This window comes from Isoptericola sp. NPDC058082, from assembly GCF_042885055.1.
Taxonomy (GTDB): Bacteria; Actinomycetota; Actinomycetes; order Actinomycetales; family Cellulomonadaceae; genus Isoptericola.
Window position 1 is genome coordinate 235,711 of the sequence record NZ_JBHVSQ010000001.1, and the last position, 22,534, is coordinate 258,244.

General features: G+C 74.5%; 20 protein-coding genes. 10 read left to right on the top strand and 10 right to left on the bottom strand.

Going from position 1 to position 22,534, the window contains the following annotated elements; all coding sequences use genetic code 11:
• Nucleotides 1-28: 28 nt before the first annotated feature.
• On the bottom strand, nt 29-682 hold the full coding sequence (locus ACFVS0_RS01080; protein WP_430551055.1) for a heme-copper oxidase subunit III: 654 nt from the start codon (nt 680-682) through the stop codon (nt 29-31).
• Between the two features lie 349 nt (nt 683-1,031).
• Here ACFVS0_RS01080 and ACFVS0_RS01085 point away from each other — a divergent pair, with 349 nt between their 5' ends.
• Together ACFVS0_RS01085 and trpD are read left to right on the top strand one after the other, a co-directional pair.
• A complete protein-coding gene (locus ACFVS0_RS01085; protein ID WP_430587129.1) occupies nt 1,032-1,448 on the top strand; it encodes a hypothetical protein in 417 nt (138 codons plus the stop codon).
• Between the two features lie 63 nt (nt 1,449-1,511).
• Nucleotides 1,512-2,579, top strand: coding sequence for an anthranilate phosphoribosyltransferase (trpD, locus tag ACFVS0_RS01090; RefSeq protein ID WP_430551056.1), 1,068 nt, complete (start codon nt 1,512-1,514; stop codon nt 2,577-2,579).
• Nucleotides 2,580-2,640: 61 nt separating this feature from the next.
• On the opposite strand, the gene ACFVS0_RS01095 is transcribed toward trpD, so the two are convergent.
• The 3 genes from ACFVS0_RS01095 to ACFVS0_RS01105 form a co-directional block, all read right to left on the bottom strand.
• The gene (locus ACFVS0_RS01095; protein WP_430545226.1) at nt 2,641-2,922 is read right to left on the bottom strand and encodes an Lrp/AsnC family transcriptional regulator; all 282 of its coding nucleotides are present in this window, start codon (nt 2,920-2,922) and stop codon (nt 2,641-2,643) included.
• On the bottom strand, nt 2,916-4,736 hold the full coding sequence (locus ACFVS0_RS01100; protein ID WP_430586915.1) for a DEDD exonuclease domain-containing protein: 1,821 nt from the start codon (nt 4,734-4,736) through the stop codon (nt 2,916-2,918). Before ACFVS0_RS01100 ends, ACFVS0_RS01095 begins: the two co-directional genes overlap by 7 nt.
• A 135-nt stretch (nt 4,737-4,871) precedes the next feature.
• Nucleotides 4,872-6,683: an AMP-dependent synthetase/ligase gene (locus tag ACFVS0_RS01105; protein ID WP_430563694.1), complete on the bottom strand. Its 1,812-nt coding sequence runs from the start codon at nt 6,681-6,683 to the stop codon at nt 4,872-4,874.
• A 265-nt stretch (nt 6,684-6,948) separates the two neighbouring features.
• On the opposite strand from ACFVS0_RS01105, the gene ACFVS0_RS01110 reads away from it, so the two are divergent.
• Nucleotides 6,949-7,893 carry an ROK family glucokinase gene (locus ACFVS0_RS01110; RefSeq protein WP_430551059.1) on the top strand — a complete coding sequence of 315 codons (945 nt, stop codon included), beginning with the start codon at nt 6,949-6,951 and terminating at the stop codon, nt 7,891-7,893.
• Between the two features lie 52 nt (nt 7,894-7,945).
• Here the strand turns inward: ACFVS0_RS01110 and ACFVS0_RS01115 are convergent, their stop codons facing one another.
• Nucleotides 7,946-8,482: a hypothetical protein gene (locus ACFVS0_RS01115; RefSeq protein WP_430586916.1), complete on the bottom strand. Its 537-nt coding sequence runs from the start codon at nt 8,480-8,482 to the stop codon at nt 7,946-7,948.
• Between the two features lie 119 nt (nt 8,483-8,601).
• On the opposite strand from ACFVS0_RS01115, the gene ACFVS0_RS01120 reads away from it, so the two are divergent.
• The gene (locus ACFVS0_RS01120) at nt 8,602-9,321 is read left to right on the top strand and encodes a lysophospholipid acyltransferase family protein (RefSeq protein WP_430586917.1); all 720 of its coding nucleotides are present in this window, start codon (nt 8,602-8,604) and stop codon (nt 9,319-9,321) included.
• An 18-nt stretch (nt 9,322-9,339) separates the two neighbouring features.
• Here ACFVS0_RS01120 and ACFVS0_RS01125 read toward each other — a convergent pair whose 3' ends face one another.
• The gene (locus tag ACFVS0_RS01125; protein ID WP_430586918.1) at nt 9,340-9,999 is read right to left on the bottom strand and encodes a GNAT family N-acetyltransferase; all 660 of its coding nucleotides are present in this window, start codon (nt 9,997-9,999) and stop codon (nt 9,340-9,342) included.
• Nucleotides 10,000-10,169: 170 nt separating this feature from the next.
• Between ACFVS0_RS01125 and ACFVS0_RS01130 the strand changes: the two genes are divergently transcribed.
• Together ACFVS0_RS01130 and ACFVS0_RS01135 are read left to right on the top strand one after the other, a co-directional pair.
• Complete coding sequence (locus ACFVS0_RS01130; protein WP_430586919.1) at nt 10,170-11,396, top strand: pyrophosphate--fructose-6-phosphate 1-phosphotransferase; 1,227 nt, start codon at nt 10,170-10,172, stop codon at nt 11,394-11,396.
• 43 nt (nt 11,397-11,439) lie between these two features.
• Complete coding sequence (locus tag ACFVS0_RS01135; protein WP_430586920.1) at nt 11,440-12,801, top strand: class II 3-deoxy-7-phosphoheptulonate synthase; 1,362 nt, start codon at nt 11,440-11,442, stop codon at nt 12,799-12,801.
• 18 nt (nt 12,802-12,819) lie between these two features.
• Here ACFVS0_RS01135 and pknB read toward each other — a convergent pair whose 3' ends face one another.
• Nucleotides 12,820-14,871: a Stk1 family PASTA domain-containing Ser/Thr kinase gene (pknB, locus tag ACFVS0_RS01140; protein ID WP_430586921.1), complete on the bottom strand. Its 2,052-nt coding sequence runs from the start codon at nt 14,869-14,871 to the stop codon at nt 12,820-12,822.
• A gap of 48 nt (nt 14,872-14,919) precedes the next feature.
• Here pknB and ACFVS0_RS01145 point away from each other — a divergent pair, with 48 nt between their 5' ends.
• Nucleotides 14,920-15,351 (top strand): Rv2175c family DNA-binding protein, encoded by a 432-nt coding sequence (locus tag ACFVS0_RS01145; protein WP_430563698.1) that lies wholly within the window; start codon nt 14,920-14,922, stop codon nt 15,349-15,351.
• A 34-nt stretch (nt 15,352-15,385) separates the two neighbouring features.
• On the opposite strand, the gene ACFVS0_RS01150 is transcribed toward ACFVS0_RS01145, so the two are convergent.
• Both ACFVS0_RS01150 and ACFVS0_RS01155 read right to left on the bottom strand, forming a co-directional pair.
• Nucleotides 15,386-16,492 carry a polyprenyl synthetase family protein gene (locus ACFVS0_RS01150; RefSeq protein WP_430551068.1) on the bottom strand — a complete coding sequence of 369 codons (1,107 nt, stop codon included), beginning with the start codon at nt 16,490-16,492 and terminating at the stop codon, nt 15,386-15,388.
• A gap of 49 nt (nt 16,493-16,541) precedes the next feature.
• On the bottom strand, nt 16,542-17,177 hold the full coding sequence (locus ACFVS0_RS01155; RefSeq protein ID WP_430584976.1) for a hypothetical protein: 636 nt from the start codon (nt 17,175-17,177) through the stop codon (nt 16,542-16,544).
• Nucleotides 17,178-17,346: 169 nt separating this feature from the next.
• Here ACFVS0_RS01155 and ACFVS0_RS01160 point away from each other — a divergent pair, with 169 nt between their 5' ends.
• The 3 genes from ACFVS0_RS01160 to ACFVS0_RS01170 all read left to right on the top strand — a co-directional run bounded on the left by ACFVS0_RS01160 (nt 17,347) and on the right by ACFVS0_RS01170 (nt 20,966).
• Nucleotides 17,347-18,639 (top strand): DUF4192 family protein, encoded by a 1,293-nt coding sequence (locus ACFVS0_RS01160; protein ID WP_430586922.1) that lies wholly within the window; start codon nt 17,347-17,349, stop codon nt 18,637-18,639.
• A gap of 9 nt (nt 18,640-18,648) precedes the next feature.
• A complete protein-coding gene (locus ACFVS0_RS01165) occupies nt 18,649-19,005 on the top strand; it encodes a universal stress protein (protein ID WP_430586923.1) in 357 nt (118 codons plus the stop codon).
• A gap of 344 nt (nt 19,006-19,349) precedes the next feature.
• The gene (locus ACFVS0_RS01170; RefSeq protein ID WP_430563701.1) at nt 19,350-20,966 is read left to right on the top strand and encodes an RNA polymerase sigma factor; all 1,617 of its coding nucleotides are present in this window, start codon (nt 19,350-19,352) and stop codon (nt 20,964-20,966) included.
• 106 nt (nt 20,967-21,072) lie between these two features.
• Here ACFVS0_RS01170 and ACFVS0_RS01175 read toward each other — a convergent pair whose 3' ends face one another.
• Nucleotides 21,073-22,500: an FAD-binding oxidoreductase gene (locus tag ACFVS0_RS01175; RefSeq protein WP_430586924.1), complete on the bottom strand. Its 1,428-nt coding sequence runs from the start codon at nt 22,498-22,500 to the stop codon at nt 21,073-21,075.
• Nucleotides 22,501-22,534: the final 34 nt, after the last annotated feature.

Genomic DNA, 22,534 nt, shown 5'->3' on the forward strand with positions numbered 1-22,534 from the left:
GTGCCGGCGGCGACGCCGGCCGGGGGGTTCAGCGCAGGAGGTAGATGACGGCGAAGAGGGCGATCCACACCACGTCGACGAAGTGCCAGTAGTAGGACGTGACGATCGCGGTGGTGGCCTCGTGGTGGCCGAAGTTCTTGGCGGCGAAGGAACGCCCCAGCAGGAACAGGAAGGCGATGAGGCCGCCCAGCACGTGGAGGCCGTGGAAGCCGGTGGTCAGGTAGAAGACCGAGCCGTAGGGGCTGGACGAGATGGTCAGGCCCTCGTGCACCAGCTCGGTGTACTCGAAGATCTGGCCGCCGATGAAGAACGCACCCATGAGGTAGGTGAGCGTCATCCACTCGTGCATGCCCCACCTGTTCACCTGCAGCAGGGAGCCGGAGCGCACCGGCTTGAACCGCTCGGCGGCCCACACGCCCATCTGGCAGGTGACCGACGACAGCACCAGCACGGTGGTGTTGATCGTCGAGAAGGTGATGTTGAGCTTGTCCGCCTGAGCGGCCCACTCCGCCTCGGGCATCACCGACCGGACGGTGAAGTACATCGCGAAGAGGCCAGCGAAGAACATGAGCTCGCTCGCGAGCCAGACGATCGTCCCGACCGACACGGGGTTCGGACGGTTGACGCTCACGTGCTGGTGGGCATGGGGGGCAGCAGCCGTTGCGGTCGACACGTCAGCCATTATGGCCGACATACGGCCGGTTCGAGCCACCCGGGCGGGCCTTGCGCGAAGTCGATGTGCACAGAATCTGCGGAAACTCGCCACTCTGCCACTACGAGGTGACGGATCCGTGGAGAGTGCCAGTAAAAGACCACGTTCGGCACCTGCCCGAGGTGACGCGAGTGTGCCACGATGCCAGCAAACGTCGACGTCCGACGGCCGCGGTACGGGTGGCGGACGTCGTGACCGTGCCCGAAGCCGTGCACGTCCGCGAAGGGGAGCCAGACAGTTGACGGATCAGACGGACCAGACGGACCCGACGACGACCAGCCCGACCAGCCCGACCAGCCCGACCAGCCCGACCGGAGCGATCGCCCCGACGGCCCGCACGGGCCCGGCGGCCCGGGGGCCGCGCATCCTGCTCTACAGCGACGACCGGACCGTCCGCGCCCACGTGCGCACCGCCGTCGGCCCTCGTCTGCGCGCGCACGCCCCGGAGATCGCGTGGACGGAGGTCGCGACGCCGGCTGCGCTCATCGCGGCGGCCGACCGCGGCGGGTGGGACCTGCTCGTGCTGGACGGAGAGGCGGACAAGTCCGGGGGCATGGGACTGTGCCGCCAGCTCAAGAACGAGGTGTACCGCTGCCCGCCCGTCGTGGTCCTCACCGGCAGGCCCGACGACGGATGGCTAGCATCGTGGTCGCTCGCCGACGCCGTGGTGCCGAGGCCGCTCGACGCGATCGAGCTGCAGCGCACGGTGGCCGGCTTCCTGACCGCAGCCGCCTGACCCGCCGCGGGGCCGCCCACGCCCTGTCGGAGGGCGTCCTGCTCCGACCCCGAAGGGACCTCCGTGGCCTCCACCGACCCGGCCTCCGACCTCACCTGGCCCGGCATCCTCACCGAGCTGGTCGCCGGGCGCGACCTGACCACCGCCGAGACGGCCTGGGCCATGGACGAGGTCATGTCGGGCGAGGTGCCCCCGACGCGTCTTGCCGGCTTCCTCGTCGGGCTCCGGGCCAAGGGGGAGACGGCCGCGGAGCTCACGGGGCTCGCTGACGCGATGCTCGCGCACGCCACGCGGATCGAGGTCCCGGGGAGGACGGTGGACATCGTCGGCACGGGCGGCGACCGGCACCACACGGTGAACGTGTCCACGATGGCGGCGGTCGTGATCGCCGGGGCCGGGCTGCGGGTGGTCAAGCACGGCAACCGCGCGGCGTCCTCGTCGTCGGGCTCGGCGGACGTGCTGGAGGCGCTCGGGATCCGCCTCGACCAGGCGCCCGAGCGGGTCGCGGCCCTGGCCGAGCAGGTCGGCATCACGTTCTGCTTCGCCGGTCTCTTCCACCCGTCGATGCGGCACGCCGGCGTGGCCCGCCGCGACCTGGGCATCGCCACGGCGTTCAACTTCCTCGGCCCGCTGACCAACCCCGCCCAGCCCGGGGCGACGGCGGTCGGCTGTGCCGACGCCCGCATGGCGCCGCTCATGGCCGGGGTGTTCGCGAGCCGCGGGACGGACGCGCTCGTGTTCCGCGGCGACGACGGCCTCGACGAGCTCGCGGCCACCGGCGGCACGACCGTGTGGGAGGTGCGCGGCGGCGCGGTCGTCGAGCAGCGGCTCGACGCCGCGGCGGACCTCGGCCTGCAGCGCATCGAGGTCGCCGACCTCCGCGGGGGGGACGCCGCTCACAACGCGGGCGTGGCGCGCCGGGTCCTCGACGGGACCGACCGCGGCCCGGTGCGCGAGACCGTGCTGCTCAACGCCGCAGCGGGCCTCGTCGCCGACGGGAGCCTGCCCGGCACCGGCCAGGGCTCGCTCGTCGAGCGGCTGGCCGCGGGGATGGAGCTCGCCGCCCGCAGCGTCGACGAGGGCGGGGCCGTCCGGGTGCTCGACGGCTGGGTCGCGGCGACCGCGGCCTGACAGGGCAGCGGCGCGGCCGGGCGGACCCGGCCTGGTTGCCCCGGTTCTCGGTCGTCCGGTCTCAGTCGTCCAGGCCGAGGGCGAACGCCTGCTCGAGGTCGACGTTCGAGTAGGTGCGGAACGCGATGAGCGTTTCCGTGCGCACCACTCCGGGGACCTTGCTGATCCCGTCGGCGATGACGTCGGCGAGCTCCTCGTGCTCGCGCACTCGCACCATGGCGACCAGGTCGGCCTTGCCGGTGACGGAGTAGACCTCGCTGACTCCCTTGAGGTCGGTGACCTTGGTGGCGACCTCGGGGATCTGGTCGGCCTCGGTGTCGATGAGCACGATCGCGGTCAGCATGCCGTCATCGTAGCCACCGACCCCGGGTCCGCGACGTGGTCGGTGGTCTCGTCGGGCGTGCCCGGGCCGGCCCACAGGCCGGCGACCGTCGTCGAGACCGCGCCGAGGTCGGTGTGCGCGGCCGCGGAGCGCACCGGGCACGTCCAGGGGTCGCTCACGTGCACCAGCCGGACCCCGGGCTCCTCCAGCCAGGCCAGCACCAGGGCGGCCTCCTCGGGATGGCATGCGGGCGCGGGCGCCACGGGCGGGGCGACGACCTCCGCCGTGGCGCGCAGGGCGTCGACCACGGGCAGCGGGTCCTCGTCGGGACCGGTCACGGCGGTCGCGGCGAGCCGCGCGTGCTTCACGACGACGAGCTCCCAGCCGCCCGCGGGGGTGGGCCGCGCGGCGACGAGCTCGGCGCACCGGGCGACCGGGTCCAGCCGCTGGGCGCGCGCCGCGCCCTGCACGAACGCCCGGAGCCGGTGGGTCACCGTCCCGGCCTCCTCGAAACGTTCCTGCGCCGCGAGCCTGGCCACCCGCGCGGCGAGGGCGTCGACGACGGACGAGGGGTCGGACGTCAGCGCCGTGCGGGCCGCGTCCGCGACGGCGTCGTACCCGTCGTCGGCGCGGCCGGTCGCCGTGCACGGCGCGGAGCAGCGGCCCATCCCCGCGAGGGCGCACGGGCTGCCGGCCGTCCGCGCGACGCGGGGGAGGCGCGCCGTGCACTGGCGCAGGGGCAGGGCGTCGTGGACCGCCTCGACGGCGGCCAGCGCTGTCTGTCGCGACGTGAACGGGCCGATGTGCGGCGTCCCGGCCCGCACGTCGCGCACGACGGACAGCCGGGGGTAGGCCTCGTCCGTGAGACGCACCCAGGTCTGGCGCTCCGGGTGCTTGGAGCGCCGGTTGTACCGCGGGGCGTGCTCGGCGATGAGACGCAGCTCGCGCACCGACGCCTCGAGCGGGGTCGCGCAGACCACGGGGGTGACGGCGTGCGCGATCCGCACCATCTCGGTGATGCGCCCGCGCTTCTCCGCGGCCGTGAAGTAGGACCGCACCCGCTTGCGGAGGTTCGTGGACGTGCCGACGTACAGCACCTCGTCCCCGGGGCCGCGGAAGAGGTACACCCCCGGGGCCTCGGGCAGGCCGTCCGCGAGCGTCCGCTTGCGGCGCACGTCCGGCGGGACGGGGTCGGCGGCGCCGGCGAGGTCCTCCAGGTGGGTGATGCCGAGCGGCGCCAGGCGCTCCAGGAGCGCGTGCAGCACGTCCACGGTGGCCCGCGCGTCCGCCAGCGCGCGGTGCTCGGGCGTCACCCGTGCCCGGAAGAGCGCGGCCAAGGTGGACAGCTTGTGGTTCGGCGCCTCGTCGCGGGTGACGACGCGGCGCGCGAGGGGCACGGTGTCCACCACCCGGAAGCCCGGCCAGTCGTAGCCGAGCCGGTCGCAGGCGGCGCGCAGGAAGCCGACGTCGAACGGTGCGTTGTGCGCCACCAGCACGGCGTCGCGGGCGAACTCCAGGAAGCTCGGCAGGACGAGCTCGACCGGGGGAGCCGTGGCGACGATGGACGTCGTGATGCCGGTGAGCCGGGCGACGAAGGCCGGCACGGGGTGGCCCGGGTTGACGAGCGACTGCAGCTCGCCCAGCACCTCGCCGCCCCGGACCTTGACCGCGCCGATCTCCGTGATGCCGCCGTCGGCGGCCCGGCCACCGGTCGTCTCGAGGTCGACCACGACGAAGGTGACGTCCCGCAGGGCGGTACCGAGGTCCTCGAACGAGGGCTGGAGCGCGGTCGGGTGCCCGGTGCTGCGCGTCGGGGACGGGGTGGTGCTCGGCATGCCGGGACCGTAGCGGCGGCCTCCGACAGGGGAGCCGGGCCGGGCAGAGGTCGAGCCCGCCGGGACGAGGTCCCGGCGGGCTCGGCGGAGCCGGCACGTGCAGCCGCCCGGTGCTGGTGCGGGGCGGCGCCGGTGTCAGCTCGCGGACTTCTGCCGCGTGTCGACGTACAGCTGGTCGATCTCGGTGGCGAAGTCCTTGACGAAGACGTGACGGCGCACGCTCTGCTTGGGCGTGAGGTACCCGTTCTCGACCGTGAGGTCGCCCGGCAGCACGGCGAACTTGCGGATCGACTCGGCCTTCGACACCGCCTGGTTGGCACGGGTCACGGCGGCGTCGAGCGCCGCCAGCACGTCCGGGTCGGTCGAGGCCTGCTCAGGCGTCATCTCCGGCTTGTCGTGCATCTTGAGCCAGCCGGGCAGGCCCTCGGCGTCGAGCGTGATGAGCGCGCCGATGAACGGGCGGTTGTCGCCGACCACGACGCACTGGCTCACGAGGGCGTGCGCCCGGATCCGGTCCTCGAGGAGCGCCGGGGCGACGTTCTTGCCCCCGGCCGTCACGATGATCTCCTTCTTGCGGCCGGTGATCGTGAGGAACCCGTCGTCGTCGAGGGTGCCGAGGTCGCCGCTGCGGAACCAGCCGTCGTCGAACGCCTCGGCGGTCGCCTCCGGGTTGTTGTGGTACCCGCGGAACACCTGGATGCCGCGCAGCAGCACCTCGCCGTCCGGGGCGATCCTGACCCCGCAGCCGGGCAGCTGCGGCCCCACCGAGCCGATCTTGATGGCGTCGGGGCGGTTCACGCTGGTCGGCGCTGTGGTCTCGGTGAGCCCGTAGCCCTCGAGGATCGTGACGCCGAGGCCGCGGAAGAAATGACCGAGCCGTTCGCCGAGCGGGCCGCCGCCGGAGACGGCGTACTGGGCCTGCCCGCCGAGCACGGCACGCAGCTTCGAGAACACGAGGGTGTCGGCGACCTTGTGCTGGACGCGGAGCCACAGCGACGGGCCCGACGGCGTGTCGAGCGCCCGCGAGTAGGCGATGCCGGTCGCGGCCGCCCAGTGGAAGATCTTCAGCTTGCCGCCGGCAGCCGCCTTCTGCTCCGCCGCGTTGTACACCTTCTCGAAGACGCGGGGCACCGCGAGGATGTACGTGGGCCGGAAGGCCTCCAGGCCGGCGGTGACCGTCTTGAGGTCGGCCCAGTGGCCGAGCACCGTGCCGCTCGCGATCGCGAGGATCTCGATGTAGCGCGCGAAGACGTGCGCCAGCGGCAGGAAGAGCAGCGTGCGCCCGCCGTCCTTGAACACCTCGGGCACGGCGGCGACGGCGTTCACGCCGAGCAGCGTGAGGTTGCCGTGCGTGATCTCGGCGCCCTTGGGGGTGCCGGTCGTGCCGGAGGTGTAGATGATCGTCGCGACGTCGGCGAGGTCCGCGATCCCGCGGCGGCGGACGATCTCGTCATCGGCGACGTCGGCGCCCGCGGCCGTCAGCTTGGCGATCGCGCCGTCCTCGATCTCGAGGACCTCGCGCAGGGCCGGCGCACGGTCGGAGACCTCCGCGACGGTGGCGGCGAGGCCGGAGTCCTCGACGACGAGCAGCGTGATGCCGGAGTCGGTGAGGATCCAGTCCACCTGCTCGGCGGACGACGTCTCGTAGATCGGCACGGGGACCGCGCCCGCGGCCCAGGCGGCGAAGTCGAGCAGGGTCCACTCGTAGCGGGTGTGGGACATGATGCCGACGGGGTCGCCGGGCTGGACGCCCTTGGCGACCAGCCCCTTGGCGACGGCCACCACCTCGGCGTCGAACTGTGCGGCCGAGACCGGCTGCCAGCCGTCGCCGGAAGGACGCTCGGCGAGCGTGGCGCGCGGGTCGCTCGCCACACGGGTGGCGAGGAGGTCGTTGAGGTTCGACGTGGCAGGCAGCTCGACCGCCTGCGGAATGGTGATCTCGTCCATGCTGACTCCATCGTCCATGCTCATGCATTGGCCAGGGGTGCGTTCCCCGGCCGCCACGATACCGGGTCTCAAGAGTGGTCCAGGACACGGTTCGGTGACGGTCCGTGGCCGATGGTGGCGTCCCGGTGATGGACGAGCGTCGCACCCCCGGGTCGTGGTGGCTAGTCTTGTCCCTGCGCGCACCGCGCGCCCCCGGCGCCGCGACGGCGACCGGGTGTTGCGCCGTGTGGACGCGGCGTCCCGACACATGAACGCGAGGTCCTGCATGCACGCCATCGGAGTCGACATCGGCGGCACCAAGATTGCCGTGGGTGTGGTGGACGAGGCGGGCAAGATCCTCGCGAAGGTGCGGCGCGAGACGGTCGCCGACGACGTCGCCTCGATCGACCGGGCGATCGCGGACGCGTGCACCGAGCTGGCCAAGGAGCACGAGATCGGCGCGATCGGCCTCGCCGCCGCCGGGTTCGTGAGCCCCGACCGGCGCTCGGTGCTCTTCGCACCGAACATCGCCTGGCGCGAGTACCCGCTGGCCGAGCGGATCGAGGGCCTGCTGGACGTCGACGTCCCCGTGGTCGTCGAGAACGACGCGAACGCGGCGGGCTGGGCGGAGTTCCGGTTCGGCGCCGCCCGCGAGGCCACCGACATGCTGATGCTGACGGTCGGCACCGGGCTCGGCGGCGCGATCGTGGTGGACCGCGAGCTCGTGCGCGGCAAGTGGGGCGTCGCGGCCGAGGTGGGCCACATGCGCGTCGTCCCGGGCGGCCACTACTGCGGCTGCGGCCACGAGGGCTGCTGGGAGCAGTACGCGTCCGGCACGGCCCTGGTGCGCGACGCGAAGCAGGCCGTGATCGCCCAGCCGGAACGGTCGGCCCGGCTGGTCGAGCTCGCCGGCGGCGACGTGTCCGCCCTCGAGGGCCCGCACGTCACGCAGGCGGCGCAGGAGGGCGACGAGCTCGCGGTCGAGCTGCTGGCGACGCTGGGCCGGTGGATCGGCGAGGGCTCCGCGTCCGTCGCCGCGCTGCTGGACCCCGAGCTGATCGTCATCGGTGGGGGCGTCGGCGCGGCCGGTGACCTGCTGCTCCTGCCCGTGCGCAAGGCCTACGAGGCGCAGCTCTCGGCCCTCGGGCACCGCCCGGTCGCCCAGATCGAGCTCGCCGAGCACGGCAACGAGGCGGGCATCATCGGCGCCGCCGACCTCGCCCGTCGCTGACCCGACCGTCCCGCCGGCCGGTCGGCTCGCCCGACCAGCCCTCCCGGGTCGGTCAGACGACGGCGCCCGTGCTGTGGTCGTCCGGGTCGCGGCGGTGCGGCATCCGCCAGATCAGGACGCCGAGCGCGACGAGGAAGAGGACTCCGGCGACCGGGCCGGACCATCCGGGGATGCGCAGGGCCGGCACGGCGGCGCGCAGGACGACGCCGAGCACGACGAGCACCGGCACCCCGACGACCGCCGCCCACGCGAGGGTGAGGAGGGGGTCGCGGGACAGGACCGGGTCCGGCTCCGGCGGCGTGAAATGAGACTCCGTCTCTTCGAGTTCCTCGATCTCCGGCGTGACGGGCCAGTCGCGGGGACCCGGGCTCACCACCCGTCCGGGCGGCGGTGCGGCCTCCTCGCGGCGCTGGTCCGCGGTCGTGTCGCCCGTCGTGTCGCCCGCAGGCTCGTCCGGACGGTCGGCGTCGGCGGGCTCGTCGAGGGGCCCCAGCTGCGCGACGATGTCGGCCCAGCGGGCCTCGACGGCGTCGTCGGGCAGGTCGTCGTCCGGCAGGTCCGGTTCGGCGTCCGGGTTCGGTACGGGCATGGGTTCACTCTATTGTCGTGGGCGATGCTTCGTGTCGACGGTCCCGCCCGTCGGCGCCACGGCCCGTCACCGGCGGTCCGCTGAGCGGGGCGCCGTGCAGCACTGGGCGAGGAGGACAGTTGTTCTACTGGGTGATGAAGAACGTGGTGGTGGGGCCGTGGCTCCGGCTGGCGTTCCGCCCCTGGACGAAGGGCGTCGAGAACGTCCCGACCTCCGGCCCGGCGATCCTCGCGAGCAACCATCTCGCCGTCATCGACTCGTTCGTCCTGCCGCTCGTGCTCGACCGCCAGGTCCAGTTCCTCGGCAAGTCGGACTACTTCACCGGCGGCGGAGTCCGGGGCCGGATGGTGGCCGGCTTCATGCGCGGCGTCGGGACGATCCCGGTGGACCGGTCCGGCGGCAAGGCCAGCGAGGCCGCGCTGAACACCGGGCTGCGCGTGCTCGACGACGGCGACCTGTTCGGCATCTACCCCGAGGGCACCCGCAGCCCCGACGGGCGGCTGTACCGCGGCAAGACCGGCGTCGCCCGCCTCGCCCTGGAGTCCGGCGCCCCCGTGATCCCGGTGGCGATGGTGGGCACCGACGTCGCGCAGCCGATCGGCCGGTCGATACCCAAGCCGATGCCGATCGGGATGGTCTTCGGCGAGCCCCTCGACTTCAGCCGCTACCGGGGGATGGAGGGCGACCGTTTCGTGCTGCGGTCGGTGACCGACGAGATCATGTACGCCATCCTGCGGCTGTCCGAGCAGGAGTACGTCGACGTGTACGCGGCCACGATGAAGGCGCGCCTCGCGGCGGCCCAGCACCAGCCGCCGGAGGAGCCCGGCGCCGGGCCCTGAGCCGCCTCAGCCCACCGCTCAGCCCACCGCTCGGCCCACCGAAAGGCTCAGCCACGCGTCCGGCGGCACGTCGGGGCGGCCGGGGACCGCGCGGTGGGCGACCGACCACGCGTCGCCCGCGACGTCGGTCGCGACGCGTGGCCAGAACGCCGCCGCGGCGGCGTTGGCGTCCTGGAACGCGATCTCCCACGGCCCGGGCACGTCCCGCAGCACGGCGGCGGCGACGTCGCGCCCGACGCCCTGCTGCCGGGCCGCGCGCACCACGAAGAACGCCGACAGCACCCGGGTCGGCGCGTCGAGCCCCCGGACCAGGGCGAACGCCACGGGTCGCTCGCCCGTCCGTCCACCCGCCCCGGTCGCGTCGCCGTCGACCGTCGCCAGGTACCCGCGCCAGACCGTGGGACGACGTCCCCTCCCGTCCTCGTCCCCCTGCGCGTCGTGTTCGATCCCGTCGATCCCGTCGATGTCGTCGATCTCGTCCAGGGCGGCGCGGAGCCGTTCGTCGCGAAAGGTCCCGTCGGGCCCGGGGAGCTCACCCGAGACGGCGGACATGTCGTGACGGAAGAGCGGCCACAGCCGCTCGAGGACAGGGCGGTCCGCCGGCGTGGCACGCCGGACGCGGACCGGCGGGCCCGCGGGGTGGGCGGACGGGTCGGGGAGGGGCGCAGGTGTCGTCATACGCAAGAGCCTCCCGGCGCCGGACGGCGGGGGAGGCTCGCCCGACATCATCGCACGGCCGGGATCCGGAGCGCGCGGTGCGTTCGCCCGCCGGACGTGCGGGGCCCGGCGCGGGGAGGTGCTCCTAGGATGGGAGGGTTCCCGTCCCCCACCGAGAGGTAGCCCCTGTCATGTCGGTTCGTCGCGTGGCTCTCCTGACCGCCGGCGGCTTCGCGCCCTGCCTGTCCTCCGCCGTCGGCGGCCTCATCGAGCGCTACACGGAGCTCGACCCGTCGATCGAGATCATCGCCTACCAGTACGGCTACCACGGGCTCCTCACGGGCACGAAGATCGTCGTGGACGAGGAGGGCCGCAGGCAGGCCGGCATCCTGCACCGCTTCGGCGGCTCGCCGATCGGCAACTCCCGCGTGAAGCTCACCAACGCCGCGGACTGCGTCAAGCGCGGCCTCGTGCAGGAGGGACAGAACCCGCTGGAGGTCGCGGCCGAGCAGCTCAAGGCCGACGGCGTCGACGTGCTGCACACCATCGGCGGCGACGACACGAACACCACGGCCGCGGACCTGGCCGCGTACCTGCACGACAACGGGTACGAGCTCACCGTCGTGGGCCTGCCCAAGACGATCGACAACGACGTGGTGCCGATCAAGCAGTCGCTCGGCGCCTGGACGGCGGCCGAGGAGGCCGCGGGCTTCGCCGCGAACGTCATCGGCGAGCACCGCTCCGGCCCGCGCATGCTGATCGTGCACGAGGTCATGGGCCGCCACTGCGGCTGGCTCACGGCGGCCGCCGCGAAGGAGTACCGCACGTGGCTCGACGCCCAGGAGTGGGCGCCCGCCCTCGGCCTGACGCGCGAGCGCTGGGACGTGCACGCGGTGTTCCTGCCCGAGCTGGAGATCGACATCGACGCCGAGGCCGCCCGCCTGCGCGCCGTCATGGACGAGATCGGCAACGTCAACATCTTCCTGTCCGAGGGCGCGGGGATGAACGAGATCGTCCAGCAGCTCGAGGCCGCCGGCGAGGAGGTGCCGCGCGACCCGTTCGGGCACGTCAAGCTCGACACGATCAACCCGGGCCAGTGGTTCGCCAAGCAGTTCGCGGAGAAGCTGGGCGCCGAGAAGGTCATGGTGCAGAAGTCGGGCTACTACTCCCGCGCCGCGGCGGCGAACGCCGAGGACCTGCGCCTCATCAAGTCGATGACCGACCTGGCCGTCGAGTGCGCGCTGCGCGGCGAGCCCGGCGTCATCGGCCACGACGAGGAGGACGGCGACCGCCTCAAGGCGATCGCCTTCCCCCGCATCGCCGGCGGCAAGGCGTTCGACGTCAGCCAGCCGTGGTTCGGCGAGATCCTCGAGGGCATCGGCCAGCCTCTGGTGCCCGCGAAGCCCGCCGCGCACTGACGACCCGGTCGCGCCCGACCCGCAGCCAGAGGAAGAAGCCCGCATGACCACCGCCGTCGACACCCCGCCCGGGAGCGACCCCGAGGGCCTGGACCGGTTCCGGACCCTCGAGGCGCGCCAGCAGCCCGTGTGGCCGGACGCCGAGGCGCTCGCGGCGGTGGCGGGCCGGCTCTCGCAGGCCGCGCCCCTCGTGGTGCCGGGCGAGGCCCGGCTGCTCACGGAACGCCTCGCCGCCGCGGGCCGCGGCGAGGCGTTCCTGCTGCAGGGCGGGGACTGCGCGGAGACGTTCGCCGACGCGAACGCGACCCGCATCCGCAACAAGATGCGCACCATCCTGCAGATGGCCGTGGTGCTCACCCACGGCGCCAGCACGCCCGTGGTGAAGATGGGGCGGCTGGCCGGGCAGTACGCCAAGCCGCGCTCGTCGGACCTCGAGACCCGCGACGGCGTGACGCTGCCCGCCTACCGCGGCGACATGGTCAACGGGCACGAGTTCACGACCGCGTCGCGCACGCCCGACCCGCGGCGGCTCGAGCAGGCGTACCGGATCTCGTCCGCGACGGCGAACGTGGTGCGGGCCTTCACCCAGGGCGGCCACGCCGACCTGCGGCGCGTGCACGAGTGGAACCGCGGGTTCATGCGCAACCCCGCCTACGCGCGGTACGAGCGCACGGCGGCGGAGATCGACCGGGCGATCCGCTTCATGGAGGCCTGCGGCGCGGACTTCGACGCGCTGCGCTCCGTGGAGTTCTACCTCAGCCACGAGGCGCTCATCCTCGACTACGAGCGGGCGCTCACCCGGGTCGACTCCCGGTCCGGCGAGGCGTACGCGACGTCGGCCCACTTCCTGTGGATCGGCGAGCGCACCCGCCAGCTCGACGGCGCGCACGTGGAGTTCCTGTCGCGTGTGGCCAACCCGATCGGGGTCAAGCTCGGCCCGACGACGTCGGCCGACGACGCCCTCGCGCTGGCCGCGCGGCTCAACCCGGGCAACGCCCCGGGCCGGCTCACGTTCGTCACTCGGATGGGCGCCGGCAAGGTGCGCGACGTGCTGCCCGAGGTCGTCGAGAAGGTCACCGCCGCGGGTGTGGCCGTCACCTGGGTGACCGACCCGATGCACGGCAACACCATCACCTCCGACAGCGGCTACAAGACGCGCCGGTTCTCGGACGTGCTCGACGAGGTCACCGGCTTCTTCGAGGTGCACCGCGCCCTGGGCACGGTGCCGGGCGGCCTGCACATGGAGCTCACCGGCGACGACGTCACCGAGGTGCTCGGCGGCAGCGAGGAGATCGACGACGCCGGGCTGGCGCTGCGCTACGAGACGCTCGTCGACCCGCGCCTCAACCACCAGCAGTCGCTCGAGATGGCGTTCCGCGTGGCGGAGATGCTCACGAGCTGGTGACGCGCCCGACGGTGCGGCTCACCAGACCGTCAGGGTGACCGTGCTGCCCTTCGGGGCCTTGCCCGTGGTGTCCTGGAACCGGACGGTGTCGAGGATGCCGCCCAGGTAGGCGTTCTCGTCGACCTTGAAGCCCGCCTTCTCGAGCGCCTCGCGCGCCGGCCCGGTGTGCTTGCCCACGACGTTCGGCACCTCGACCAGGGGCGGGCCCTGGGAGATCGTCAGCGTCACCGTGTCCGTGCGGTGCGCGGTGGCCCCCTCCTTCGGGTCCTGGGCCAGCACGTGCCCCTTCGGGACGTCCTCGGAGTACTTCGGGTCGGCCAGCTCGACGACGAGCCCCAGGCCCTCGAGGTCGGCGACGGCCGTGTCCTTCTCCTTGCCCACCTCCTGCGGCACCTGCACCGGGGCGGGGCCGTCGGAGACGGTGAGCGTCACGACGGTGTCGTGCCGCTGGCGCGAGCCCTCGTCGACCGACACGTCCAGCACCTCGCCGCGGCCCGCCTCGTCGTCGTACGACCGGGCGGGGTCGCCGACGGTGAAGCCGGCGTCCTCCAGGGCGCCGGTGGCGTCCTCGTGGTCGGCACCGACCAGGTCGTGCGGCACCGTGAGCATCTGCACGCCGCGGGACACGACCAGCTCCACGGAGCCGTCCGTGCGCACCCGGTCGCCGGGTGCGGGCACGGTCGTCACGACCGACCCCTGCGGGACGTCGTCGTCGAAGGCGCGGCTCGTCGTGGTGCCCAGCCCGGCGTCCTCGAGCACGGCGCGGGCGTCGTCGGCAGCCACCCCGGCGACCCCGGTCGGCACCGAGGTCCACGCGCCGGGACCGTCTGCGAACCACCACCACGTGCCCAGCCCGCCGCCGGCGAGCACCAGCACCAGCGTGAGGGTCCACGCGACCGCGCGACGACGGCGGGAGGGACGCCGGTAGGCCTCGGTGGGCTGCTCGACCAGCAGGTCGGTGGGCTGTGCCGGCGCGCTCGCCGACACCTCCTGGAAGAACGCCGTCGGGATCTCGTCGACCGCGTCCGTCCCCGCGCTGCCGTCGTCCTCGCCGTCGTCGGGCGGTGCGTCGCCGGTCCCGGGCGAGCCGCCCGGACCCGCGGCGTCGGAGGGACCGGTGCCGGCCCCGGGCCGCTCCGCCCGTCGCGCGAGCAGGGTGTCGTCGAGCGACGAGCGCACTGCCTCGACGGCCGCGAGGGCGGCACCTGCGTCCGGCGGGCGGCGCTGAGGGTCCCGCGCCGCGAAGGACGCGACGAGCGCGTCGACCTCGGCGGGGAGCCAGTCCACGAGCGCGGACGGGGCCGGGAGGTCCTCGTGCACGTGGTGGAAGGCGACCTGGATCGGCGTCTCGCCCGCATAGGGCAGCGTGCCCGTGACCAGCTCGTAGGCGAGCACCCCGACCGCGTAGACGTCGGTGCGGGCGTCGCAGGTGCCGCTGGTGATCACCTCGGGCGCCAGGTACGCGACCGTGCCCAGGACGGTTCCGGTGGTGGTCGTGGTCACCTCGGTGACCGCGCGCGCGAGGCCGAAGTCGGCGACCTTGACCCGTGCGCCCGGCACGGTGCTGCCGGCGGAGTCGTCCTGGGGGCCGTCGGGGGCGTCGTCGTCACCGACGACGAGCACGTTCTCCGGCTTGACGTCCCGGTGGACCAACCCCTTGCGGTGCGCGGCGGCGAGGGCCGCGAGCACCTGCGCGACGACGTCGAGGGCGCGGCCCAGGGTGAGGGCGCCCGACGCGTGCAGCTCGCGCCGCAGGTTGGTGCCCGGCACGTACTCCATGGCGAGATAGCTGGTGTCGCCGTCGACGCCCTGGTCGTAGACCGCGACGACGCCGGGGTGGGTGAGGCGTGCGGCGGCGCGCGCCTCACGGCGGAAGCGGGACACGAAGGCGGCGCCGTCCACGCCGTCCGCGAGGTGCGGGTGCATCACCTTGACGGCGACCTCGCGGTCGAGCCGGCGGTCGGTGGCCCGGTACACCGTGGCCATGCCCCCTCGGGCGACGCGCGCGACGATCTCGTACCGCCCGTCGACCAGGCGGCCGAGCATCGGGTCGGTCGTCGTGATGGCCACGCGACGAGTGTAGGGGCGCCCGGTTCGGCAGGCCCGTAGGCTGGTCCGGTGAGCGACACCACCACGCCGGAGCCCGGCGCCCCCGCCTCCGGCAGCACCGACGACCGCACCGACGACCGCACCGCCCTCGAGTCCCTCGTGGACGAGTGGCTCACCCTGCCCGACGTGGCCGAGGCCCTCGGGACCGAGGTGAGCAAGGTGCGCGGCCTGGTCTCGGAGCGCTCGCTGGTGGGGATCAAGCGGGGCGAGCGGAACACGTTCCAGGTGCCCGCCGCGTTCCTCGTGACCGACGACGGGGCCCCGCACGTGCTCCACACGCTGCGTGGCACCGTGCTGGTGCTCTCGGACGTCGGGCTGGACGACGCCGCCATCCTGCGCTGGCTGTTCGAGACCGAGCCGTCGATCGGCCGCACCCCGATCGGAGAGCTGCGCGCCGGTCGTCGGGCCGAGGTGCGTCGGGTGGCGCAGGCGCTGCTCTGACGCCCGGTCCCTCGGTCTGAGGGCGGCCGGAGGGTCAGGCCGCCCGGTCGACGGCGGCCCGCGCGAGGTCCAGGAGGACCTCGCGCCCGGGCTCGGCGAGCGGGGCCGCCGACAGCGCGTCCAGCGCGCCGTCCGCGAGACCGTCGATGAGGGTCTCGACGCCGTCGAGCGCCCCCGAGCCGGCGATGATCCCGCGCAGCCGCTCGACGGTGGCGGCGTCCAGGGCCGGGTCGCCGAGCCGTGCGACGACGAGGTCGCGGTCGCCCGCGCCCGCGGCGGCCAGCGTGCGCGCCACCAGCACCGTGCGCTTGCCCTCGCGCAGGTCGTCGCCGGCGGGCTTGCCCGTCACGGACGGGTCGCCGAACACGCCCAGCACGTCGTCGCGGAGCTGGAACGCCTCCCCGAGCGGCAGCCCGGCGTCCGAGACGGCCGTCACCCGCGCGGGCGACGCCCCCGCGAGGACCGCTCCGAGCACGAGCGGGCGCTCGACCGAGTAGCGCGCCGACTTGGCGCGCAGCACGTCGCGGGCGCGCTCCTCGTCGGCCGCGGGGTCCAGGCCCCAGGGCTCGGCCTGCACGAGGACGTCGAGGTACTGACCCACGACCACCTCGGTCTGCATGGCGTCGAACAGCGCGCGGGCCGCGGCCGCGCGCTCGGCGGGCAGGTCGGCGACGGCGGCCGCGATCTCGCGCTGGCACGCCACGAGGCACAGGTCGCCGAGCAGGATCGCGGCGGACGTGCCGAACCGCTCGGCCGAGCCCGCCCAGCCCGCGGCGGCGTGCCGCGCCTCGAACGCGCGGTGCGCGGTGGGCTCGCCGCGGCGCGTGTCCGACGCGTCCATGACGTCGTCGTGCAGCAGGGCGGCGGCCTGGAACAGCTCGAGTGCCGCACCGGCCCGCACCACCGCGTCCCGCTCGGGGCCGACCGCGGCGCCGCCGTGGGCCCGGTAGGACCAGTAGCAGAACGCCGCCCGCAGCCGCTTGCCCCCGCGCAGCAGCACGGCGGCCTGGTCGGTCAGCGCGGTCGCCGCGGTGCCGATCGAGGCGACCTCGCGGGCGAGGGCGTCGAGGTGCTCCTCGACCCTGGCGTCGACGTCGGTGCGGAGGTTCTCGAGGTCGACCAGCGACGCGGCAGTGGGCATGCCGACAGCCTATGCGCCCGGTCGGGAGGTCCCGACGGGGCGAGGCCCGTCAGCCGACGACGACGGAGCCGCTGACCGTCACGAGGCGGCGCTCGCCCTCGTCGAGCACGCCGAGGGTGACGGACTCCACGACCGGTCCCGCGTCCTTCTTCCCCTTCGGCGTGCTCTCGCGGCCGAAGGTGGTCTGGGCGGTGAGGCCGGACAGGCTCGACGTGCCGGACTCCTCGAAGCCCGCCTTGCGCAGCCGCTTGGCGAGCTGGTCGATGACCTCCTGCGTGCCGCGCTGCGTGGCGAGGTTGAGGGTGACGTCGGTGAGGCCGGCCTCGCCCGAGGTGGCCGAGCTGGCGAGCACCGTCGCGTCCTCCGGGGCCCCGAGCAGCTTCTCGGGGAACCCGTCGGCGTACCCGCCGACCGTCGTATCCGGGTCAAACGTGGGCAGGGCTGACGCGTCGCCCGGCCCCGCCTCCGGAGCGGGTGCCTCGGTCGCGCCGCGCACCCCGACCCCGGACCCGTCCTCGCCGGTCGCGGCGACGTCGTCGTCCGGTGCCCCGGCGTCGCCGAGCAGCCCGCAGCCGGACAGCGCGAGGAGCGCGGTGAGCGCCGCGGCGCCGACGCCGCGGGCCCCCGCCGCGGGTGCGGGACGCGACCGGGCCGCGCGGCGCGGAAGGCGGGGGAGCGAGGGCACGGCGCCTACCGTAGCGGCCCGCTGTGCCCCGCTCGCACGTCCGGACGGGCGGGACGCCGCGGACGTCGCGCGGCGACGCAGGCCACGGAGCCTGCCCCCAGTCGGGCGCCGTCCACAGCAGGGCACGCCAGCGGCGCAGGGGCCCGAGCGGTGCCCTGGGATCGGACCCATGGACGCCGCATATGCCACCGATCGCGCCGGGGAGCCCGGCCTCGCCTTCGACACGCCCGTCGTGCTCCGCTCCTCCCGTGACCTGCTCGCGGCCGTGCCGTACCTGCTGGGGTTCCGGCCGCGGGAGTGCGTGGTCGTCGTCGCCGTCACCGGGGAGGGCCGGGTCGGCCTCGTCGTGCGGACCGGACCGGCAGACCGCGGCGAGGCCTCCGGAGGCGACGTCGCCGAGAGGTGGGGCCGCACGGACGTCGTCGCCCGGGCGGTTGCCGGGGTCGGGGCCCGCCTGGCGCTCGTCGTGCTCTACACGGCGTCCCCGCCGGACCAGGCCCGGGCGCGCGAGGCAGCCGGGGTGGCGGCGCTGGCGGAGTCGCTGGGCCCGGCGGTCGACGTCGAGGCCTGGCTGGTCGGCCCGGACGGCTACCGCGGCCTCGACTGCGTCGATCCTGCGTGCTGCCCGGCGCGAGGGCGGCCGGTGGGCGAGCTCGAGCACGGAGAGGTGGGGGCGGCGTTCGTGGTCGCCGGGCGAGCGGTCGCCGACACGGAGCAGGAGGCGCACCGGGTGCGCGCGCTGCCGGCGAGCGTGCGGGACCGAGTCGCCAAGGCCGCCGGACGCGCGGCGCGGGCGCGCGAGGCGGCAGGTGACACGACCCGTGCGGCGCCTCGTGGGACGGCCCGTGACGAGCTGGGGCACTGGCGTGCCGAGGCCTACGGCGTCTGGTGCGACCTGGTGCGCCAGGCGGCGGCGGAGCTGCGCACGTGCCCGGACGGCGACGTCGAGCTCCCCGCAGCACGACTCGGCCGCCTGGCGGTGGCGCTCGCGGACGTCAGGGTCCGCGACGCCGTGCTGCTGTCGTTGGTCCCGGGGGCGCGCGAGGCGGCGGACCGGACCGCCGGGGCGGGCGGGGACGCCGCCGTCACGCGCGACGTGGAGGCCGCCACGGCCCGAGCGATCGCCCGGGTGGTGGACCCGAGGGTCGGGGTACCGCCGGACGGGGCGACCGCCGACGCGGCCCGGCTCGTGCTGGAGCAGCTGGTGGGAGGCGCGCCGCGGCGGTGGCACGCGCCGCCCCTCGCGCTGCTGGGTTTCCTGGCGTGGTGGCGGGGCGACGGGTGGCTCGCGGCCCGCCGCGCGCGGGAGTCCGCGCGCCAGGACCCGTCCTACCGGCTGGCCGCGCTCGTGGCCGGCGTGCTGGAGGCCGCGGTCCCGCCCGGGTGGGTGAGCGCGGCGCGGGGGCCCGCTGTGGAAGGTGCGTCCGGTGCGGTCGGTGTGACCTGGCCGACCGTCGGGTAGCGTGCCCCCATGGCGATCGTCGTCGGACTCCTGAGCACGGCCGAGGGACAGGCGGCGCTGGCCGCAGCGAAGCGCGAGGCGCGGGAGCGGTCCCTCCCGCTCACGGTCGTCGTCGCCCGGGACGACGGCGGGCCCGAGAGGCAGGCGGTCGAGGACGACCTGGCCACCTCAGGGCTCGCCTACTCGGTGGTGGGCGGAACAGGTGACCTCGCCGAGGATCTGGTGCGCACGGCGCAGGAGGCGGGCGCCGAGCTCATCGTCGTGGGCCTGCGCAGGCGCAGCCCGGTGGGCAAGCTGATCCTCGGGTCCGGCGCGCAGCGCATCCTGCTCGAGGCGCCCTGCCCGGTCCTGGCGGTGAAGCCGTGACGACACGCGCGGCGACCCGCGCGGCCCTGGAGCCGTGCGGTGTGACGCTCGCGACCGTCCTCGGGCGGTCCGGCGCGAGCACGGGTGAGGTCCGGGGGCGCCGTGCCGCCCGGAGTTTCGCCCGCCGTTCCGCCTGTGCGGCCGGGAATCTTCGCGCCGCCCCGTACGTTGAGCCAGGACCGGGGAACGGACGACGTGGGTACGGGACTGGGCGCAGGAGCCCGTGGTGCCCTTCCGTCGCTGATGTCGCCGGTACAATAGAGGTGTCCGCCTGAGCCACGACAGTCCGAGTCGGAGGCCTTGACGGCGGTGCACCGTCCCCTCGAATGCCGAAAGGTCGGTTTGTGGCGTCCACTGCGCAGAACCCTGCACTTCCCCGCGAGTTCGAGCACCCTGCCCTGCAGGGCCTGCTCGCTCGAGGCACCGCCGACGGCCGGGTCGACGCCGAGAGCTTCCGCGCTGCCTGCGAGAACGCCGCGGTGGCGGACCCGAAGCGTCTGAAGGCGGTCCTGCGCGCCTTCGCGACCGCCGGGGTGGAGATCGGTGTGCCCACGGCCACCAAGGTCGCCGCTGCCAGCGCCGGCCGGAGCACGACGACGCGTGCGAAGGCGCCCGCGGCGCGGTCCGCGAGCCCGGTGAAGACCTCGACCGTGACGACCTCCGCCGTGAAGTCCGCCGCGTCGACGGACGACGAGCCGGCCGAGGCGACGACCGCCAAGAAGCCGGCGGCGAAGGGCGCGTCCACGAGGTCCGCAGGCACCAAGACCGCCGCGGCCAAGGGCGCGAAGCCGACGCGTGGCCGCAAGGCGGCGTCGAAGGACGAGCCCGGTCCCGACGACGTCGAGGACGTCGAGCTCGACGACGTGAACGATGCCGAGGACGAGCAGGAGAACGAGGCCGCCGCCAAGGGCGGCAAGGCCACCGCCGCCGCAGGCAAGGGCAAGGGCGAGGACGAGGAGACCGGCTTCGTCGTCTCGGACACCGACGACGACGACCAGCCCGCGCAGCAGGTCGTCACGGCCGGCGCGACCGCCGACCCCGTCAAGGACTACCTCAAGCAGATCGGCAAGGTCGCGCTGCTGAACGCTGAGCAGGAGGTCGAGCTCGCCAAGCGCATCGAGGCCGGCCTGTTCGCGGAGGAGCGCCTGTCCAAGGACTTCGCCGCCTACGACAAGACGAAGGCGAGCGCCGACGAGCGTCGGATGTACCGCGACCTGCGGTGGATCGCGCACGACGGCAAGCGCGCCAAGAACCACCTGCTCGAGGCGAACCTGCGTCTCGTCGTCTCCCTCGCCAAGCGCTACACCGGCCGCGGCATGCTGTTCCTGGACCTGATCCAGGAGGGCAACCTCGGTCTGATCCGCGCGGTCGAGAAGTTCGACTACACCAAGGGCTACAAGTTCTCGACGTACGCCACCTGGTGGATCCGGCAGGCGATCACCCGCGCGATGGCGGACCAGGCCCGCACCATCCGAATCCCGGTGCACATGGTCGAGGTCATCAACAAGCTGGCCCGCGTGCAGCGCCAGATGCTCCAGGACCTGGGCCGCGAGCCCACCCCGGAGGAGCTCGCCAAGGAGCTGGACATGACCCCCGAGAAGGTGGTCGAGGTCCAGAAGTACGGCCGCGAGCCCATCTCGCTGCACACCCCGCTCGGCGAGGACGGCGACAGCGAGTTCGGCGACCTCATCGAGGACTCCGAGGCGGTCGTCCCGGCCGACGCCGTGAGCTTCACGCTGCTGCAGGAGCAGCTGCACCAGGTGCTCGACACCCTCTCGGAGCGCGAGGCGGGCGTCGTCTCCATGCGCTTCGGCCTGCAGGACGGCCAGCCCAAGACGCTCGACGAGATCGGCAAGGTCTACGGCGTCACGCGCGAGCGGATCCGCCAGATCGAGTCCAAGACCATGTCGAAGCTGCGGCACCCGTCGCGCTCGCAGGTCCTGCGCGACTACCTCGACTGAGGCTGCACGGCTCGGCCCACGCGGCCGCGCCCGCAGCACGCGAGAGCCCCGGTACCGGATCGGTACCGGGGCTCTCGCGCGTCCGGGACGGCGGCGACGGCCGGCGTCAGGCCGCCGGGGTGCCGTCCACGACGTCCCACCGGGCCGACGGGGCGAGCACGTCGTGGGGGTCGAGCCGGCGGCGCAGCGCCACCAAACGCTCGTAGGTCGGGCCGTAGGCGCGGTGCACGAGCGACGCGCCGACGTCGTCGCGCGGCCCCGCGAAGTTCACCAGGGCACCGCCCGTGCTCCACGGCGCCATCGTCTCGCACACCCGCTGGAGCTCGTCGGCCACGTCCGGGGGGCCCACGGGGGCGGCGAGCGCCCCCAGGAACACCGTGTAGGACGCCTCGCGGCCGGCGACGGCGTTCGGCACGCCCGCCGGGCGGGCGACGGAGCCGCCCAGCAGCCGGATCTCCGCGGCGAGCACGGGGGAGTCCGGAGGCACGGCGCCGAGGAAGGCGTCGACCGCGTCCTCGTCCAGCGTGTGCAGGAGGCCGCCGCGGTCCACGAGGGGCATCGGGGCGTCCGGGTCGGCATGCACCTCGCCGATCCGCGCGTACGGCAGGTCGCCGACCGTGTCGAGGATGGGCGTCGCGACCTGCCGCAGCGTGTCGACGAGCGGGTCGGGCGCGGCGAGCTCGCCGTGGCGCACGTACCGGACGACGAGCACGGCGCGGCCCCGCAGCGGCTCGGGGACCTCCGGCAGCGGAGGCAGGTTGAGCCGGGCCACCGACGTCGAGACCTCCTCGGGAAGGGAGGCGGTCTCGGCCCGCCAGCGGTGGAGCACCGCAGGCGCGTCGTCGACGTCGAACCACAGCGTGCCGGCCCGGACCGTGTCGAGCGGGAAGAGGTCGAACGTCATCGCCACGACGACGCCGAACGCCCCGCCGCCACCGCGCAGCGCCCAGAAGAGCTCTTCGTGCTGCGTCGGCGTCGCCGTGACGAGGTCGCCGGCCGGGGTGACCACGTCGATCGCGCGGACGTGGTCGGCGGCGAAGCCGAAGGTGCGGGCCAGGGGGCCGAGCCCGCCGCCGAGCGTGTAGCCGACCACCCCGACGTGGGGCGACGAGCCGCAGAGCCCGCCCAGCCCGTGGTCCGCGCCGGCGGTGAGCACCGCCTGCCAGGGGACGCCGGGCCCGACGGTCGCGCTGCGGGCGACGGGGTCGACGACGAGGGCGTCGAGGGCGGAGACGTCGAGCAGGACGTCGCCGGCGCCGGTCGCGGCGGCGCTGTGGCCCGTGGAGCGGACTCCGACGCCGAAGCCGTGGCCCGCGGCGGCGCGGACCGTCGCGACGACGTCCTCGGGCGAGGCCGCCCGCACGACGAGCGACGGCCGGTGGGCGAGCGCGAGGTTGAAGCCGGGGAGCGCGGCGTCGTAGGCCGGGTCGGCGGGCAGGGCCGTGGTGCCGTCGAGCGCGCGGTCGAGCTGGGCCGCGAGGGCGGCGGCCCCGTCGAGGTCGCGGTCGGGGGCGGCGGGAGCGGAGCTGGACATCGGGGACTCTCCTTCGGTGGACGGTGCCGAGAAG

Excerpts from the sequence above, each read along its gene's own strand:
- ACFVS0_RS01080 (WP_430551055.1), bottom strand. The coding sequence starts at position 682 with ATGGCTGACGTGTCGACCGCAACGGCTGCTGCCCCCCATGCCCACCAG.
- ACFVS0_RS01095 (WP_430545226.1), bottom strand. The coding sequence starts at position 2,922 with ATGCTGACCGCGATCGTGCTCATCGACACCGAGGCCGACCAGATCCCC.
- ACFVS0_RS01100 (WP_430586915.1), bottom strand. The coding sequence starts at position 4,736 with ATGCCGAGCACCACCCCGTCCCCGACGCGCAGCACCGGGCACCCGACC.
- ACFVS0_RS01105 (WP_430563694.1), bottom strand. The coding sequence starts at position 6,683 with ATGGACGAGATCACCATTCCGCAGGCGGTCGAGCTGCCTGCCACGTCG.
- ACFVS0_RS01110 (WP_430551059.1), top strand. The coding sequence starts at position 6,949 with ATGCACGCCATCGGAGTCGACATCGGCGGCACCAAGATTGCCGTGGGT.
- ACFVS0_RS01115 (WP_430586916.1), bottom strand. The coding sequence starts at position 8,482 with ATGCCCGTACCGAACCCGGACGCCGAACCGGACCTGCCGGACGACGAC.
- ACFVS0_RS01125 (WP_430586918.1), bottom strand. The coding sequence starts at position 9,999 with ATGACGACACCTGCGCCCCTCCCCGACCCGTCCGCCCACCCCGCGGGC.
- ACFVS0_RS01130 (WP_430586919.1), top strand. The coding sequence starts at position 10,170 with ATGTCGGTTCGTCGCGTGGCTCTCCTGACCGCCGGCGGCTTCGCGCCC.
- ACFVS0_RS01135 (WP_430586920.1), top strand. The coding sequence starts at position 11,440 with ATGACCACCGCCGTCGACACCCCGCCCGGGAGCGACCCCGAGGGCCTG.
- ACFVS0_RS01150 (WP_430551068.1), bottom strand. The coding sequence starts at position 16,492 with ATGCCCACTGCCGCGTCGCTGGTCGACCTCGAGAACCTCCGCACCGAC.
- ACFVS0_RS01160 (WP_430586922.1), top strand. The coding sequence starts at position 17,347 with ATGGACGCCGCATATGCCACCGATCGCGCCGGGGAGCCCGGCCTCGCC.
- ACFVS0_RS01165 (WP_430586923.1), top strand. The coding sequence starts at position 18,649 with ATGGCGATCGTCGTCGGACTCCTGAGCACGGCCGAGGGACAGGCGGCG.
- ACFVS0_RS01175 (WP_430586924.1), bottom strand. The coding sequence starts at position 22,500 with ATGTCCAGCTCCGCTCCCGCCGCCCCCGACCGCGACCTCGACGGGGCC.